Source organism: Paraburkholderia domus (assembly GCF_905220705.1).
Taxonomy (GTDB): domain Bacteria; phylum Pseudomonadota; class Gammaproteobacteria; order Burkholderiales; family Burkholderiaceae; genus Paraburkholderia; species Paraburkholderia domus.
Window position 1 is genome coordinate 20841 of record NZ_CAJNAT010000030.1, and the last position, 16561, is coordinate 37401.

The window sequence follows — 16561 nt, forward strand, 5'->3', positions numbered from 1 at the left end:
TTCGAGCTTACTGTTCGGACGTGAACGAGAACGGGCTCAGCTTCGCGATCGTGCCGTCTTGCACGAGACGCGTGACGGCCTCGATATCCGGTGCGAAATAGTGATCGAGTTCGTAGTGCGCGACGTCCTTGCGCACCGCGTCCATCACCTTCTGCAGGCTCGGGCTGGTCTTGAACGGCCCGCGCAGATCGACGCCCTGCGCAGCGGCGAGCAACTCGATCGACAGGATGTTCGCGACGTTTTCAGCGATGTCGCCGAGCTTGCGCGCAGCGAACGTCGCCATCGACACGTGATCTTCCTGATTCGCGGACGTCGGCAGCGAATCCACCGATGCCGGATGCGCAAGCGTCTTGTTCTCCGACGCGAGCGCGGCAGCCGTCACGTGAGCAATCATGAAGCCCGAATTCACCCCACCGTCGCGCACGAGGAACGGCGGCAGGCCCGACAGCGTCGCGTCGATCAGGAGCGCGATGCGGCGTTCGGCCAATGCGCCGATTTCAGAGACGGCGATCGCGAGGTTGTCGGCAGCGAATGCAACCGGCTCAGCGTGGAAGTTACCGCCCGACAGCACTTCGCCCGTATCCGGGAAAATCAGCGGATTGTCGGAGACGGCATTCGCTTCCATCAGCAGCACGTCGGCTGCATGACGCATCTGGTCCAGACACGCGCCCATGACTTGCGGCTGGCAGCGCAGGCTGTACGGGTCCTGCACCTTGTCGCAATCGGCATGCGACACATTGATTGCCGAACCTTCCAGCAGCGAACGGTAAGCCGCCGCCGCTTCGATCTGACCTTGATGGCCGCGCAGTTCGTGAATGCGCGCGTCGAACGGTTTGACCGAACCCATGGCTGCATCCACCGACAACGCGCCCGCCACCAGTGCGGTGCGGTACAGGTCTTCGATGGCGAACATGTTGTAGAGCGCGAGCGCGGTCGAGGCTTGCGTGCCGTTCAGCAGCGCCAGACCTTCCTTCGCTTGCAGCGTGAGCGGCTTGAGGCCGACCAGTTTGAGACCCTCGGTAGCCGGCATGCGCTCGCCCTTCGCGAACACGTCGCCGACGCCGAGCAAGGTGGCCGACATATGTGCGAGCGGCGCGAGGTCGCCCGATGCGCCGACCGAACCCTTGACCGGAATCACCGGCAGCACGTCGGCGTTGTACAGCGTGATCAGCGCTTCCATCACTTCGCGGCGGATGCCCGAGTGGCCGCGGCCGAGGCTCGACAGCTTCAGCGCGATCAGGAGGCGCACGACCGGGCGCGACATCGGCTCACCTACGCCGACCGCATGCGACAGCACCAGATTGCGCTGCAGCAGTTCGAGCTGATCGTGCGGGATGTGCGTGCTGGCGAGGCGCCCGAAACCCGTGTTGATGCCGTAAGCCGGCTCGCCCTTGGCGGCGATATCGGCGACGGCTTTGGAACAGGCGTCAATGGCGGCGTGGCTGGCGGGATCGAGTTGCAGCGCGACATGCTCGCGTGCGATCTGGCGCAGTTGCGGGAGGGTCAGGTAGCCGGGCTTCAGAATCATCATGGTGTTGTGTCCTGTCTTGTCTATACAATTCAAGAGGAAGTCTAGCGGCGTCCGCTTGTATATACAACTTGTTTTTGCAGCTTCCGGATTAGGGGTTTCCATTAGCGCTGGATGCTTGCGTGGCATACATGTCACGTGAACCGGGGCTTGGAGTGGTAGCGCGCACCGCACCCCACATGTGTTCGTCGCGATGGATAACTTGTATATACACGTTAAAAAAGTATGGCTGCAAGCGAACAAAAAGATTCAACGCGCCGGTAGGGGCGGCTGGGTCAGTTGGGGCGGCCACTGCGCCCTTTCCACCCTGGGCCCCAGCCTCTCAGCCTCGATGCGCCTCTTACAGAGTTATAGGAGAGCGCACGGACGACGCAAAAAAGCCCGCGTACTCACACGAGCCGCGGGCTTTGTTCAAATGTACGACTGGCGAAGGGTTCTCTAAAGCCTCACCCGCGCCGCGATGAAATCCAGGAAGCACTGCACCCGCCCCGCCAGTGACGCGCTCTGGTAATACACCGCGCTCACCGGCTGCCGCTCATCCAGCAGCACGTTGCCGAGAATCGGCACCAGCCGCTCTTCGCGCACGTCCGCTGCGGTCATAAAGTCGGCGAGACAGGCGATGCCCCATCCCGACAGCGCCAACTGGCGCAATGTCTCGCCGCTCGATGCGGTAATCGCCGGCTCGATCTTCAGCGTCTCGGACTTGCCCTTTCCACCCGCCCGCAACGGCCAGCGATTCAGATGCTCCGGCGCAGTGAAACCAATCAGGCGATGCGCGCGCAACGCCTCGACGGACTTGGGCTCGCCATACTCGGCCAGATACGCCGGACCGGCGAGCACCCTCAGTTTGCTGCTGCCCAAGGCGCGCGCATGCAGGGTCGAATCCTGCAAGGTGCCGATGCGGATTGCGATATCCACCTTCTGTTCGAGCAGATCGACGATCCGCTCGTTGCTGGTCAACTCCAGACGAATCTCCGGATACAGCGCGGAGAACGCCTTCATATGAGGTGCCACGCAATGAAGCATGAACGGCGACGCCGCATCCACACGCAAGCGCCCCGAGGGCCGCTCGCGGCCGCGCGTGACGGACTCCTCGGCCTCTTCCATCGCATCAAGAATGGCCCGGGCCCGCTGCAAAAACGCCTCGCCCTCTTCGGTGAGTTGCATACGGCGCGTCGTGCGCCGTACCAGTTCTGTATCGAGTTTCTTTTCAAGGCGCGTGAGCGCCCGGCTGACGCCCGAGACGGTCTGCCCCAATTTCTCCGCCGCCGCAGTGATCGAACCGCTATCGATCACCGTGACGAACACCAGTAGCTCATCGGTCGAAGTCTTCATTGTTGATTTCGAATCAAGATTGATTTGAGACTAACACGCTTTTTGCGAGAATCAGAACGGCCGATACTGCGTGGCATGTCATCGTGTTTCCGGTGTTTCCACCCTAGGAGAACGTCTTGAAGATTTTCATCACAGGCGCAAGCGGCTTTATCGGCAGTTCGATCGCGGCGCACCTCGTACGCGCCGGCCACCAGGTGCGCGGTTTAATCCGCAAACCCGAGCACAGCGCTGAATTGCAACGTCTCGGCATCGAACCCGTGATCGGCACGCTCGACGACCGCGAACTGCTGATCGCCGAAGCAAAAGCCGCCGACGCGGTCATCAATGCCGCGAGCAGCGACCATGAAGGCGCGGTGAAGGCGCTGATCGACGGCCTCGCCGGTTCCGGCAAGCCGTTTCTGCATACGAGCGGCTCGAGCATCGTCGGCGATGCGTCGGGCGGCGAAGCGGGCTCTGAATCGGGCGAGGCACGCGTCTATCACGAAGACGCCCTCCCCGAGCCGACCGCCGATAAGGCAGCACGCGTCGCCATCGATCAACTCGTGCTCGATGCGGCGCAGCGGAACATCCGCTCGGCGGTGCTTTGCAACACGCTCATCTATGGCCACGGCGCCGTGCCGGGCAGCGCAAGCGTGCAGTTGCCTCGGCTCGTGCGTCAGGCACAGAAGAGCGGTGTCGTGCGGCACGTGGGCAGCGGGGGCAACATCTGGTCGAACGTGCATATCGACGATGTCGCCGAACTCTATCGCCTCGCGCTGGAGAATACGCCGGCGGGCGCCTTCTACTTCGTCGAAAGTGGCGAGGCGTCGTTTCGTGACATGAGCGCCGCGATCGCCCGCGTGATGAAACTCGGCGAAGCGCAAGACTGGCCGCTCGAAGAAGCGCAAAAGGAATGGGGCTACGAAATGGCTTCATACGGGCTCGGTTCGAACAGCCGCGTGCGCGGTGAACGCGCACGCAAACTGCTCGGCTGGGAGCCCAAACGCGACTCAGTGATCGACTGGATTGAGCACGACATGATGCCCCGCTAAGGGACGTCCCCTGGGGCGTGAGCCAAGCGGACCTCCTTCGAGGCGCCACCAATGGGACTTCCTTCGGGCCGTAATCCATGTAAGCCCAGACGTTGCAAATCCGTAAGCTCGACTCGCTAGAATCCGGCTCACATAATTGCGCAATTCGACGACACGAGTCGCGCGTGAGCCCGGATTTGATCGATGACCTTGGCGCTGAATTTCGACTGGCTAACCAACCTGCTGGCGATTATTTTCGTCGTGGCGTGCCTGTACGATGCGCGCTACGACGAGTACGGCACGCTGACGCTGTCAGCGGCCGTGATGAGTCTTATCGTGATGGCAATCGAGGTGTTCCTCAGGCCCGCATTCGATATGGCGCTGTAGTGGCGGCATGATTCCACCCACGCAGCCTGTTTCGGCGGAATCGTAGTATGCGCGAAAGCGATGGCTAGCGCCGCGACGCGGCCATCTTCCCGCGCCCCTTGCTCAATCGGACGAATCCATCGCCATCGCTCACGAAACCCGAATCGCCGGGCGTCCGGCTCCACGTCGATTTGATCTGCGCCCCCTGTTTCCTGTACCAGTCTTCCAGCGCGGCGGCACTGCGCACAATCTGCCACTTCCCCCGATTCGCAAACGCTACCGGAAATTCGCCCGGACGAGCGACAGCTTCGATAAGCCCAAACAAGCTCGCTTTACTCCTCTCATCCTTATCTGGACTCGTAAGAGAGTACGCCGGAAAATTCACTTGCGGACCATGCCGGATGACACGGCCCTCCACCTCGTTGAACGGTCTCGCAGGATCTACAGCCGCGACGGCCTGGTTAATCGCGTCGACTATTTCCTGCTCTCTTAAAGATTGCGACGGAACAATTGCTGGTCTGCCCGCGCCGCTGAAGCTGAGCAAGTCATGCATGTCGTAGTCGCCGGAAAACGGAAGTCTTTGCCATCTTTCTCGCGATTTCAAATCCACGAGGCTTTCATCGAGCGCCTCGGCACAGCTCATATCGATCGGGTAGATTTCATGCTTTTGCCCATGAGCGAGCGGCCGTCGATCTGAAGACGCCAAATAGATGCCCTTTAATTCGCCGCGTTCCCAGTGCCCCACGTAACCCTCGATCCCGGCACGCCGAACCATCGCCATTTTTTTGTCTGCGTCGGCGGCATACGCGTTTGCGATGGATGACGCCTTAATGGTCTTTTCAAGGATGTCGTGCCCTTTTGCAGCAGCCCCGCGCTGCAAGGCACTGATCGTTGCGGGTCCCGCAACACGGAAACTGACGGCAAAGTTTCCTGCTTTCGATGCCGCCAGAATAGCGTCCGCATGCTCCCGCGCAACGAAATCGCGCTCGACTTCCTGCCTGATCATGTTCGAGTCAGGTTCGTGCGCTTCCTCGAACCGCTTGATGATCAAAGGCGGTAGAAATAACCTGCCCGGAAGCGGGTTACTGCGCTTATCCGCGCGCTCGGCGGGCCCATTCAGCGGCGCATATACCGGAGGCAGTTTGCGAACACGGCTTTTCTGCATGACATTTCGCTTCCTGGCTGCCAGGTCGCGTATGGCGTAATCAAGCACGATATTGGTCCTCGGCAATCATGGAATCTGCTCCATGTCCGCCTCAGTGGTCAGCACACCCATTGCCGTGTCTTTCTTGTCAGTCAGAGAAACCGGCACCGTCACCGAGGCGTGTAAAGACAAACGAGGCCTATTGCCAAGCGACTGCCAGAAATTACCCAGACTGTTCAATTCGTCTTTGGGCGGGATCATGCGTGTATACGCGCCGGGTATGTCGCCAAGCTGGCGGTTGTTGATCAAGGCGTTGACGACCTGGTTCATGACCATGATCGCCTGATTGTTCGGCGCGCTTCCCGGACTACCCACACCGCTGGTGGTCCGCTCAGGGTCCCAATACGTGATCAGATAATTGCAGCTAACGTTGACCCATCCGGGAGAGATCGTCACTACGTTCGTGCCCGAATCGCGAGAATTAGTACGCACCTGGGACGTCCGGAGCTGTAGATCTTCGTGTATCTCGTAGAGAAACACGCTCACCGTGGGATCCGACGGCAAGTTATCCAGGTCAGGTAGATCGAACGTTACTTTCACACCATCGTCTACATAGCTTGTCAATGCTGTACTCAATGCATTGTTGACGTCGATAATGGCAGTACTGGATTGAATCGCTGCGGTCATCGAATAACTCTCCGTATAAAAACTACAGCATTAAGCGGCCGACTTTGGCCAGCTCCCGCTTCAGCGCACATTCAATATGCACAGCGTGGACCACCCCGCCCGTTTCATCCGCGGCCAACCAGGTCGACAATAAGGCGATATTTCGAATGTTGGCGCCGGTGACATCGGCACGCGTCGCGAGAGAAGCCAGGTCGACATCCTCCGATAGCCGGACGCCCTTCGGCCAGATCGCGCGCCACATCCGCTCGCGAAGCGCCGCGTCAGGGAATGAGAACCGGGTAATGAAGGTAAAACGGCGGCTGAAGGCATCGTCCAGATGGCCGCGACTGTTCGTGGCCAGCACCACCAGCCCGGGATAGCTCTCCAGTCTTTGCAACAGATAGGAAACCTCAATATTGGCGTGACGATCTTTGGCGTCTTTTGTTTCACTGCGTTTGCCAAACAACGCGTCCGCCTCATCGAAGAACAGTACGCCCGCGTCGGCTTCGGCAAGATCGAAGATGCGCGAAAGATTCTTCTCCGTTTCGCCAATGTATTTATTGACGACCGTCGAGAGGTCGACCTTGATCAGGTCGACACCCTGACTGGCGGCCAGCACCTCGGCCGCCATGGTTTTCCCGGTACCCGACGGGCCGCAAAACAGCGCGCTGATTCCGGTGCCATACCCCACCTTGTCATGAAAGCCGGCATGGAGAACCGCTTCTCGATGTTTGATGGCCGCGGTGATTTCCCTCAACTGCTGACGCAATTCGTCCGACACGATCAGATCGTCGAGGTTGCGAGCCGGTTCGACGCGTTGCGCCAGTTTCCCGAAATTCTGCTGCGAGCGCAGGCGCATGGCTTTTCGCAGATCCTGCCGGTCTAGTCCGTCATTGCGATCACGCTGCCGGCTATAAAACGTCGCCTCGCGGATGATGGACGGCAGCGTTTCAGGCGTGAAGTGAAAACAACGGCTAAGCGCAGTGGAATCGATATCCGATGTGTCGAGCGGCGCGAGCAAATCATCCAACAGGAGACTTTTTGCTGCAGTACTGCGCGTCGGCATATCGAGGAAAAACTGAGGCATATTGCGCAACCATACCAGCGGATCAAGGGGATCAACCAGACAGACCACCGCAAGCCCCGGCTGTTCGAGTTGCCGGGACAGACTGCCCAGTAATGTCTTACGCGATTCCGCCAGGATGCTGAGGGAGCGAAGAACCACGCACGCGGCAGACATTCGCGCATATCGGAAAAACTGCACGAACACTTGTTCCGCTTCAACGTCGTCTTCCGGCAAGCGCGACATGTCCATGCTTAGTGCTTCGCGCCCTGCAGCTTGCGCCACCTGCGCCACAGCCCTCGCTCTCCCGCTGCCTTCCCTGCCCCGCAACATCACGAGAGGGCGTATGTCCTTCTGCGGGGAAATCAACTGATCTTGCAACGTGGATAAAAATGCCTCAAAACCCTCTTCGCGCTCGCCACGCGCCGGCAGCGATTCCACGCAGTTTTGCAATTCAGGTGAGAAATAGCGACCGCCCAATAGATGGTGAAATACCTCAGTCGCCGTTATGAATGATTTCTGACCCCAGCTCTCCATGTCAGCGGCATCGCTATCTTGCGTCTCCAACAGGCGATAGCCGAGCAAAGGCGCGTGAGGCAGCAAACGGACTTGCTGCAATTTTGTTGCTGACGCGGGGTCATTAAACAGCGCCAATGCCAGTTCGAAAGTTGGGAGACTTTGCTGCGCGTCACCCTGCAAGCTGGAAAACAGACCACGGTAACGCCGGTCAAAATGTGGCAGCAAGCCGAGCAGCAAGACGTTGCTTTCGAAATCGGTCAGATCGAAGCGTTCGATGAGTTGAGTGAGAGCGTCCTCCCGTTCCGGCAACCCACTCTCGTCTATAGAACGAGATTGTCTCGGCCTCGGCGTTGCCCAGGCGGGAGCGCCTAGTGGCTGGTTCAAGCGTACTGCGATCTCTTCTTCCGATAGTAGAAAGTCGCTCCGATGATAGCCTTCGGCTTGCCGATAGTAATGTTGCTGCAGCAGAAGATCAATTCGCTCGATGTGACACATCAGATTATGGTGATGATCCGTCCGATCCTGATCTGACTGGGTGTCGCCATCAACAATGTGCGGATCATTCATACCTTAGAATTCCTTATTTTTTGTTACGAAGCTAGAGGCGATGAGTGGCACGCGCCCCTTCTCGGCGCTCATAGCCAATCAATCGAAAGCGGCTTCTCCAGCCATGGAAGCATCAGTTGATCCAGCGGCCACGGCCAGTCATTTAGCAGGATGTCGAAAGGCTCTCGTTGTACCGTAAGTTTCAGCGAGGCTTCGGTTTTCACGAGTTCACCGGGGCGCTGTAGAAAGAGTGTCCGGATGTCGTGAGTGCTCAAGGTTCGCCACCCTGGTAGTTGTTTAGACAGCATCGGCAACCAGCCGTACAACTTTCCGGCCGTTTCTTCATCCGGTGCTTGCCACTCTATTTCGCAATCCAGCGGCAAGCCGCATAGCCATTTGGTAAGCGGCATACGCCATTCATGCGCGCAGTCGTCTGCCCAGATCAAGGCGTCCAGCCAGCACGCGGCGTTTATCTGGGACTGGGTGCAGGCAAAGTGGTCTTTGCCCCATAAACCCAATCGCGTAAAGAGATCGGGAAACAAAGGCCACAACAGCGACAGCCCCGCATTGCTAACCTGCATCCTCGTGAGATCGAGCGGTCGCGGCGTAGCTTTCCGCGACGCGATTCGCTCTAGCTCGTCCCCGGCACCCTCCGGCTCTGCCGGCATAGCTTGCAGCGACGCGACTTGTTCCACCTCGTTCCCGGTACGCACTGGCTCCGCCAATGTCCGTTGCAGCTGTGCCACCCGGGCACCTGATAAACGTCCATCCAGCCAGATTCGCAATGGAGGATGACGCCACAGTGATCGCAACCAGGGCGTTAGCGACACCGGTGAAGGGGTCGAAAATAAACGTTCCAGAAACGGCCCATTAGCCAACACAAGCGGCAACAGCACCTCCACCTCTACCGGAGGCAGAGACGCATCTTGCCGTGGATTCTGCTGAAAATACTGTAGCGCACCGAGTAGCAGGGCATGTTGCGTTGCGGGCTCGGCTATTTCAAGGCAGTTGCCCAAAGTGGTTGGCGTCAGCAGTTGCCACAGGCGACGCCGCGGGCCAGGCGAAAGGCAGGCGAGGGCGATCAAATCCTGCCATAGACGCGGTGCGGCCTGACGCTGGGCCGTCAGCCATGCGTCAACGCTCCCTTCGTTCAGCCAGTCCTCGGGCCGCGGCCAGTACCCGGATTGTAGATAACGCTGAAACAGGGTGGCACTGTCATCAAGATTGCAGCTCGCCCCGCCCTGCGGCGTGGAGATAGGTATGGCCTCAAGCGGCTTGCAATCGGGACGTGACAGTCCCCTGCAGTCAGCCGGATAGTTAGTGAACGCCGACTCAAGTTGATTTGCAAGGCGTTGGCAGAACCGGGACTCGAACTCCGCCAGCGGCATTTCTCCCAGATCGATCACGATACGGGATATTTTTCCGGGTAAGGTATATTGCGGCTGACTCTCCCGGATTACTCGATCGATGATATATCTAAGCTCACTATTGAACAGCCTGCTACAACGCCTCAGGAGCGACTGCGCGTCGTCAGATCGACAGGTCAGTGACACAGACAGGTACGCCAAGGCGTTTCCTTCATTGCAGATAGCATCAGTCATGGGCTAACCACTATGGATTGCTATTTATAGAAGAGGCACGCACATATGAATCAGGTCTTCATGATAAACGCCAATATGTAATATGGGGTGCATACTCTCATACTGTGTGTATGCGTCTGCCCGTTGACCGTGACGCCGTGATTATGCCCGTTCCCACCCCCCGCCTTGGAAATGACAATCTCTGGAAATTCATTATCATATTGGCTACAGCTAGCCGGAGTTAACTTAGCATCGGTATTTTCTTGGGCATACTTTTTATTATAATAGAGAGTAGCCGCAGAGTTATTTTGCAAAAAACCATGACTATGAGAAGGCATCTGATCGACACTCAATACTGTTTTTTCCGTCTCAATACTCAGATTCAAGGTCCCATTATCGGTTGTCACTGGAAACGTCAATGAACCAAGATCTCCGGATACTTTTTGGCCGCCCTGCTTCCCAAAACTGTTCAAATCTCCGGCCAGAATAAACCGGTTACGCAAATCCGGCGTACCATTCGTCCCGTCACACAATGCCCAGCCGGCAGGAACCGCCGTACCGCCGGCAGAACAAAACATCATGATCACCCCTTTTGGAAGTACTTTTGCAGGATCAATCCTGACGCCATTACCATCAACGGCAAGGCCATTTCCAGCCTTTACACTCACTCCACTCGTATCTGACGTAATACCATTACCAGCCCTTACACCCACCCCGTTGCTATCACATGCAATTCCGTGACCGGCCTTTACACTCACGCCGTTGCCATCTGAAACAATTCCATTGCCAGCCTTAACCGACAATTTCCCCATAGTAGTGGTATCGGCATCGCCTGCCAGCGAAAGGCCCGCCCCGATTGTGTTATTCGTCTGGTCAGCACTTTGCCCCACTGCCCGGCGCCCGCACTCTGCGATGTCGATCAGGTTACTAAAATCCTGTTGCAGAGGTATGCTACCCGCAGAAAATCTGCCTTTAAGCTCAGCCGAGGTGACGTCAGTCACAGTAGCTATCACTGGACTAGCAATTCGCTCAGCGGGACCGTCTTTCTCAGTTGTCGACAAAGCACGCTTTTCCACTTGCGCTGATTTTCCTGCCTCACCCTCAGTCTTCGATCGGGACGATGTTTTCCTATTCATTTTTAAACCCTCAGTCTCAATTTCGAATTAGCCAGAACTCAATTAACAACCCATCTCACCGTTATCCTGCAGATTTAACTAGGAAGGCACATAGGTTTTTGGAACAAAAAATAGACTGTCGCTAACAATCACGTCAACGTTCCATTCACTGCCATCAGCGCCAATTACATCGGTCCTCTGATCGCTGTTGGCGACAACCATGGCACCGATTCCAATCAACCTGGTCGGCAACAAACCAAGCGCGAGTTGCCAAAGCAACTGATAAGTTGCTGTGCTTGGGGCTGTGTCCGCTTTCTGCCACATCGCGTAGCTTTGCGCGAAACTCTGAAAGGAAAATGGGTTGGAAGCATCATCACTAACGTCGCTTAGCCAATGAATAACAACGCTGACATGAGCGGGAATCTCCGCCTGCACGCATTGTCGGATCCATTTCTCCGTGGTGTAGACATCTCCCTGCAAAGGAAGAATCGCTTTATTCAGAACCATGCTGACAACAAACGAAAAACGATCGAAGTCGTTCTTGATGTACCAGTAGTAATTCGTGGCATCTGAAGCATCCGGGAAGTCATTGCCTTCTCCGTCCGCCTTAACAACGGTGATGCTGCCAGCGACACCGTCGAGGCTCTTTACGGTCACCGCGAGTTGCCATGAGGAATCAACGACATCGACAGCATCTGGATCATGGATTGCGTTTATAACCAGCGTGTCGCCCTGCCGCAGCATGGCAGGATAGGGAAAGCTTCCATAAATGCCCAATACTCTTGCATCTGTTGGCGCACTGCCCTGATCGCCCGCATACACCAACGGATAATCAATATCCTGCAGCCAGATCTGGCAGTTCTTCCAATACAATTTATTAGCGGTTTGTGCATCGACGATTCGCGCCAGATTGCCATTTAACTCCGGATTAGCTTCAACAGACAACGAGAACGAATTTGCCTCGATATCAACCTGATCGACAATCAGTGCATTGAGGGTATAGTCGCTTTCGTCATCGCGCTCTCCCAGGCCGCCTACCAGCGTCAGGTCAACGAGTTGGCCGGCCAGAAGCTCACTCAAAGAAACAGAGGGGGCCTGAACCACCGTAAGCATGCTCTGGTCAGCCGATGTCGTTACCTTGACGGGATAGATGGGAGCGTCATATAGGTTGCTCGGCTGTACCGGCAACAATGCGCGATGCTCAATCAGATAAAACGGCAACTGGCTCATATCCACATAGCCCCCAAACAGATTGGCGCCAAACCCCAGCCTGGCAGCAATGCGCTTTTGCAACGCCGAGACCTCGTCTGGACGGATGTTGTCCCTGTGATAGGCCAGATCGGTAATTTTCCCCAAATAGTTCTGCTCCACCGCCAAAAATTCGTCTGCGGTCGTATCCAGCATGCGCGCAGCACCTTGAGTACCGAAATAGCCCAACAGGTGATTGAGAATTGCCAGTTCCTGATCGTAGTCATCCGCATGAGTTTGTATCTGGGCTTTCAAGGCCGCGGCATACTCCGCATGGATCTGATCACCGGTACTTCCTTGCGCATAGGGCCATTGTTCACCCCATACCGAACTGCCACTGCGTTCGAAAGCCAGCAATTGCGGCAGCTTCGCCAATTGCTGGCAGGCATTGGCCATTACTTGTTCAAACGGCAGCAGAAATTGGTAAAGCTGCTGCTGACTCTGCGTGGCTGGAAATTGTTGCAAGCCATAGCACGGCGGGATTTTGTCGCTCACAGGATGATATTGCGCCACATCGCGGCTACGACCATACGGCATGACTACCGGCAGGTTACTCAGGACCGGCGTGGGTGCTATTCGTGCCTCAATTTCTGCCTGAGTAGCGCTCACGTGCTCACCACCGGCTGTGATCAGGACGACGTGGTCGTGTCCCTCATCGAGCATGTAGTAAATAGGGTTACTCCACCAAAGCAGCGGGTAATGCGCGCACCCCTTCGAAGGACTAGACGACCAATACGAGAAAGATTGGACATTCTTTATACCGTCTATGGCCAAAAGTACATTTGGCAGATGGCTCAGGTCGACAGCGACATCATCGCCCTGACTGTACTTAACCTCCGGTGGTAACTCCGTGATCCAGCCATGCTGCAGATTAGGTCCGTGATAAATGCCCTCGCTGGTCACACCCTGTGCAGCAAGATCGCCAGCTACGTAGCGTCGGGCTTTGGGAGAAATGTAGTCATCGGTGGCTGTATAAATTTCAGCCATGATCCCCGCAACATCCAGCGCCCCCTCCTCCAGTTCGACAGTCAAACTAAGGTAGATTGCGCATGGCTCGACCCAGATGGTTTGACTAATTGCCTCACCCAGGTTGCGGTTATTCGCCAGGAAGTCCTTCAACGCCGCCTGCGCCTCAGGATCGTCTTTCGATGAGTCACGTGATGGCTCCAGATAGAGCGCATAGTTGCCACGCAGGTAGTACGCAACCGGCGTTGAACCATCTGCCGGCTGCGGCAGCACAAAACTCCACTCGCGGCTGTAAGTGTCATAGTAATATTGATAGTCACCCGGCAATTGCTGAACCAGTTGAACATTACGAAAGAGATAATAGCGGCCCGTACTGTCGGTCAGATCCAGTAGCGCCCGCCGGTAATCTTTTGCCGTAATGGGTCCACTGGTCAGCGCCATTTGCGGACCGAAATTCGCGGGAAAAATACCATCCCCGTCAGTCTTGTCCGCAGTGGGAACGGTGAGCAAATCGGTCAATGGCAGCGTATTGCGGTATGCCAGATCAGAGATGCTGTAACAGAATCCTTCCATCAAGGTAACGCCGGGATCGTGCTCACCCGTATCCGTCCAGACTTTCCCACCGTAAGTGGCAATCGCCTGTTTCGCCCGCGCGTACAGCCCATCGAAGAGAATATATTCCTTGACAACGGGGAGTAACTTCCTCGGATTACTCATGTTTTTTCGCACCTGAATTCGAAAGTGTTGAAGCTGGCCACGTCAGTACCAAGACCTCCTGCTCCTGTCCCTCGAGTGAGGTTCTGCTGCCGTCAAGCGTCAAGTCATTTACCCGCACTACGAACGATTGCTCCTGGATCCAGGCGACGATGCCGTAATAGTCGAGCCTGTTACCCAAGGCGACGCCGCTCTGGCGGTCCCATGTCCACGGCATATAGTGCAACGCCAATAGGTCCTGCAACTTGCGGTAGCCGTAATCGGGGTTCACGTTAAACGTCACGTCATACGTAATCGGCACGTCGCGGTAGGTCGGATTAGCCAACACGACGGACGTCCAAGGGGAGGCCAGCGTTTGAAGATAGGCGGCCATGTCAAGCAGGTGGGCCTGGCTAAACATTGGGCGTACCGAGTCCTGATTGTCTTTTCTGGCGTTGACTGGAATCACTAGAAGCGTCTGCCCAGTCGGCGCCGGCAACCGCGTAATGACATCGGCCGACGGAATGGCGACGCCAAACACATTGGCATATCGCGTCTTCAATAGTGATGCCATGTCCTGCCACGTCAACGCTCGCTCCCGGTGGGAAAGGCGCTGCGCCACGCGCTCGAAAAACTGCACCGGCGTTTCCGCCGGTTGCCCCCCCGTCGATGGCCACGGTTGTTCAACGCCGTCAAGACCTGGGACTGGTGCTACCGGCCGGGTAACGGTATGCGCAGGCAGCGGTTGAAGAAAGTGCCCGGTATCGAGCGTCTGTGGCGCATCGAGCGTGGCCGTCATGCTGTTGCTGGAGATCCCGAACAGCCACGGGTACCCGCTCACATCGGCCGTGGCATCCGGCGGGGTGATCAGCGCCCTTATCCAGTAACGCCCGCGAGGCATCTGCGGGACGTCGGAGGCGGCATCATCAGGCAGGACCGCTGACCATAGGCCACTCTCCAGTAGGGCCTGAGTGCCGTCTACAACGGTGTCATTCATGGATTCCCATTGATTATGCTGACTGAGATACTGCCATCTGAGCGTCAACGCCTGCGGGCTCTGCATTTGCCAAAACAACGACAAAGTGTCTCCTGCCCCTCCACCCGTCAGCCCCAGATAGAGCTGCGACTGGCCAGCCTCGTCCGAATCAAGCTCGTCGGCATAACCGAAAGGCGTTAGCAGATATTGCGCGAAGTCGCTGTTCTTCGCCGTCACGGTGTAGCTCACAGACAGTGACTTCATTTGCGGCGTATAAGGCGGGTTCAGTTCTTTGGTTCCCGCCAGCTTGAGGTAGTCCTGATGTCCAAAATCCCGCCCACTCAATTCCAGACGTAGCCATTGTGGCCAGTCGGCCGGATCGCTGCCGTCACTCGGCGAACCACGTAGCATCGGCGGAAGCGCAATCACTAGCGACGCCGCGACCGGCGCATCTGTGCCTGCCTCGAATAGCGCTTGAGGCGTAGTCACGGTACCGTCCGGGATATTTGACAATGGCTGGCTGCCGGTCGTAGAAACCAGAAGCGGCTGCACCGTAAATTCCGTGTTGTCCGCGGGCTTGTCGTCGTAACCGTCGTACCACTTATCAAAGCCATCATCGGGCAAGCCAATCCATTGAGGCGTCAACGTCAGGACGAGCGATTCGGACCGGTCGCACCAGCTCGGCGCCATCAAATTAAAACCGGTGCCAACTAACGGCGAAGTACCGAACGGGTAGCTCGTACTATCGAGTCGGTCCACGCTGTAATCGGTGCTGTAGTGGACCTCGCTGCTTCCTGACGCGGCCACTACAAGTGCCGTGATTTCAGGAACTTGAGCGCCGTCATGACGCCCGAGCTTCAACAACGGGGTTTCCGCCGTCATGCCATCAAGATTTTGCGGTGAGGCAATGGCACCCGCTTCGGCAGGAAGAGTAAAAATAAGCTCTCTTTCTGACGACGAAACCTGGGTCGCGGTCAACTCAAACCAGGTGTCGCCACCACTCACCTGTGCCACAGCCAAGCTGGCAACATCCAGGTCAGACGCAAAGGTCACTGTAATAGTACGCAGTCCGGCAGGCATCGCCAGCAGTGCACTTGCCACCATGCGGCCAGTCGTCACGGTGCTCTGCCCGTCACAAGCATCGAATAATCTGAGGCCTTGCTGCGGAAACTCAAGTTGGTCCTGCCGGCTGTAAGGCGTGAGCGAAAATTGGGTGTTGTTCGCGGCAGGTCGTACCCAGCGCAAATCGGTCCACGCGCCCCGGTTTACCAGCAGCGACTGATCCAACGCATAGCGCACCGCTGCGCCGTTACGATCTTGCCCGGCATCAAACAACGTCCCCGCCGGCAGAAAGCGCTCCTGGGTCGCGGAATCAAGCAGGAAAGAGAGCGCAACGCTGTCGGGTCTTGGGCCTTGCTCACTAACCCCCAATAGACCGCGGTAGTACAACGCCCGATGAGCGGCTGGAAAATGATTGAGCAACACCCGAGGCGTCTTAAGGAGATCCAGGAATGCGAGGAGAAAAGCTTGCTGCGGTAAAAGCGTGCCATCCGTCAGATCGCTGTTTGCATGGATCTCAGCCAGCTTCTCAGGCGAATTTCCTGCCATAAAGAAGAGATCCGCCCAACTGCTGTTCGCATCAAATGGAATCAGCTTCGCGTAGTCGTAGATCGAACTCAAGATCGACTCGTCAGATCGACCGTCGAGAACGAATCCGACATCGGGCGCAAGCTCTTTCAGCGTGGCGCTCAGCTCAATCAGGTCAGGCATTCAAATCTCCAACGATTTATCGAGTCCAACGTATCA

General features: G+C 56.9%; 11 protein-coding genes. 2 read left to right on the forward strand and 9 right to left on the reverse strand.

All coding sequences use genetic code 11. The annotated features are described in order from the left end of the window. Positions 1–7: 7 nt before the first annotated feature. The gene (gene hutH, locus KHO31_RS32210; protein ID WP_201075370.1) at positions 8–1531 is read right to left on the reverse strand and encodes a histidine ammonia-lyase; all 1524 of its coding nucleotides are present in this window, start codon (positions 1529–1531) and stop codon (positions 8–10) included. Positions 1532–1966: 435 nt separating this feature from the next. After that, on the reverse strand, positions 1967–2863 hold the full coding sequence (locus tag KHO31_RS32215; RefSeq protein ID WP_201075372.1) for a LysR family transcriptional regulator: 897 nt from the start codon (positions 2861–2863) through the stop codon (positions 1967–1969). A 116-nt stretch (positions 2864–2979) separates the two neighbouring features. Here KHO31_RS32215 and KHO31_RS32220 point away from each other — a divergent pair, with 116 nt between their 5' ends. Together KHO31_RS32220 and KHO31_RS32225 are read left to right on the forward strand one after the other, a co-directional pair. Next, entirely contained in the window at positions 2980–3894 is a 915-nt protein-coding gene (locus KHO31_RS32220) for an NAD-dependent epimerase/dehydratase family protein (RefSeq protein WP_201075373.1), read from the forward strand. Positions 3895–4077: 183 nt separating this feature from the next. Then, the gene (locus tag KHO31_RS32225) at positions 4078–4260 is read left to right on the forward strand and encodes a hypothetical protein (RefSeq protein WP_201075374.1); all 183 of its coding nucleotides are present in this window, start codon (positions 4078–4080) and stop codon (positions 4258–4260) included. Between the two features lie 64 nt (positions 4261–4324). Here the strand turns inward: KHO31_RS32225 and KHO31_RS32230 are convergent, their stop codons facing one another. The 7 genes from KHO31_RS32230 to KHO31_RS32260 form a co-directional block, all read right to left on the reverse strand. Beyond that, complete coding sequence (locus tag KHO31_RS32230) at positions 4325–5452, reverse strand: hypothetical protein (protein WP_201075375.1); 1128 nt, start codon at positions 5450–5452, stop codon at positions 4325–4327. 18 nt (positions 5453–5470) lie between these two features. Then, the gene (locus KHO31_RS32235) at positions 5471–6070 is read right to left on the reverse strand and encodes a Pvc16 family protein (RefSeq protein ID WP_201075376.1); all 600 of its coding nucleotides are present in this window, start codon (positions 6068–6070) and stop codon (positions 5471–5473) included. A 22-nt stretch (positions 6071–6092) separates the two neighbouring features. After that, on the reverse strand, positions 6093–8198 hold the full coding sequence (locus KHO31_RS32240; RefSeq protein ID WP_201075377.1) for an ATP-binding protein: 2106 nt from the start codon (positions 8196–8198) through the stop codon (positions 6093–6095). Between the two features lie 68 nt (positions 8199–8266). Beyond that, on the reverse strand, positions 8267–9778 hold the full coding sequence (locus tag KHO31_RS32245) for a contractile injection system tape measure protein (protein WP_201075378.1): 1512 nt from the start codon (positions 9776–9778) through the stop codon (positions 8267–8269). 50 nt (positions 9779–9828) lie between these two features. Next, complete coding sequence (locus KHO31_RS32250; protein ID WP_201075379.1) at positions 9829–10833, reverse strand: phage tail protein; 1005 nt, start codon at positions 10831–10833, stop codon at positions 9829–9831. Between the two features lie 138 nt (positions 10834–10971). Beyond that, positions 10972–13803 carry a hypothetical protein gene (locus KHO31_RS32255; protein ID WP_201075381.1) on the reverse strand — a complete coding sequence of 944 codons (2832 nt, stop codon included), beginning with the start codon at positions 13801–13803 and terminating at the stop codon, positions 10972–10974. Further along, positions 13796–16525 carry a baseplate J/gp47 family protein gene (locus KHO31_RS32260; protein ID WP_211625191.1) on the reverse strand — a complete coding sequence of 910 codons (2730 nt, stop codon included), beginning with the start codon at positions 16523–16525 and terminating at the stop codon, positions 13796–13798. Before KHO31_RS32260 ends, KHO31_RS32255 begins: the two co-directional genes overlap by 8 nt. Positions 16526–16561: the final 36 nt, after the last annotated feature.